1 protein-coding gene and 1 pseudogene are annotated in these 1505 nt (G+C 63.3%); both read left to right on the top strand.

The features are described from left to right. Window positions 1-132 (top strand): annotated as a pseudogene (locus AC0L30_RS42910) (IS256 family transposase); the annotation flags it as partial. 77 nt (window positions 133-209) lie between these two features. Continuing rightward, window positions 210-1247, top strand: coding sequence for an IS110 family RNA-guided transposase (locus tag AC0L30_RS42905; protein WP_473406782.1), 1038 nt, complete (start codon window positions 210-212; stop codon window positions 1245-1247). Window positions 1248-1505: the final 258 nt, after the last annotated feature.

The raw sequence follows: 1505 nt of genomic DNA, 5'->3' as shown, positions 1-1505 counted from the left end.
GTCCGGTTGAAGCTGCCGAAGGAGCTTCGTCGATCGCTCGCCTGTACCAACATCGCCGAGAACATGATGGGCACCATTCGCCGCGTCACGCGCAACGTCAAACGCTGGCGGAATGCCGGTATGGCCTTGCGATGATGGGGTGGACGGCCCCCTACGGCATCAGCTGTGCCAGAATGAGGTTGTCACACACCCATTCACAGGAGCCGTCCGTGAGCCAGATTATCCGCATTGGGATGGATACGTCGAAGTATATTTTTCAGCTGCATGGTGTTGATGCGTCGGAGCAGGTCGTGCTGCGCAAACGGCTCAGCCGCAAGGCGATGCTGGAGTTTTTTGCCAAGCTGCAGCCGACGGTGGTGGTGATCGAGGCTTGCGGGGCCGCTCACCACTTGGCGCGCGAGCTTGGCAAGCTGGGACACACGGTCAGGCTGATTGCGCCGCAACTGGTGAAGCCCTACGTGCCACGCAACAAGAATGACGGGCGTGATGCGGAAGCGCTGTGCGAGGCGGCGAGCCGACCGCGGATGCGGTATGTGCCGGTGAAAACGGCCGAGCAGCAAGCCGCGCTGATGCTGCTGGGCGTCCGCGAACAACTGGTCGCGCGTCGCACGCAACTCTCCAACACGATCCGTGGGCATGCGGCCGAGTTCGGTCTGATCGCGGCCAAGGGACTGGACAAGCTCGCGGCGTTCCTGGCGGCGATCAGCCATGACGAAAGCGTGCCGGCGCTGGCCCGCGAGCTGTTTGTGATGCTGGCTCGCCAATATGAACAGGTGCAGGTCGAGCTGAAGGCGACCGAGGCGAAACTGCTGGCCTGGCACCGGGCCAATGCCACGAGCCGGCGGTTGGCGCAGATCCCGGGGATCGGTCCGGTTACGGCGGCGGCGCTGGTGATGAAGGCGCCAGATCCGCACGCCTTCCGCTCAGGAAGGCTGTTTGCGGCTTGGCTCGGCCTGACGCCCAAGGACCATTCCACTGCGGGAAAGCTCCGGCTCGGCAAGATAACCCGTGCGGGCGATGAGAGACTACGTCAGCTGCTGGTGGTCGGGGCGACCTCGGTCGTCAAGGTGGCCAAAGCGAAAGACCGCGGGCCTCACTGGCTGATCGAGCTTTTGAAGCGCAAGACACCGAAGCTCGCCGCAGTGGCGCTGGCCAACAAGATGGCCCGCATCGCCTGGAAGCTGATGACCACGGGGGAGAGCTACGACGGTGCGCGGCTCGATGCCACAACGGCAACCGTCGCATAGCTGAGAGATTCGGCCGGCCGGCGACCTGGTCCACCGGCCGAACCGGAGCTGCAAGAGCAGAAGAGATGGTGCGATCGATCGACCCGAGACGCGAGTAAATCCGTGCGACCCATTGGCTGTTCAAGGCCGCTGCGGTGATTGGAACTCGTGTTGCGGAAGCCATCTTGGCCAGTGGCTACCAAGCTGCACCCAACAGGCCGCACATATGGATGCAAGCGATCCGATCAAACCTCACAAAGCTCTTGTGCCACGGGGGCC

The sequence above is a fragment of the Bradyrhizobium sp. MI1.11 genome, from assembly GCF_055811255.1.
This window is presented reverse-complemented; position numbering and strand designations above follow the sequence as displayed.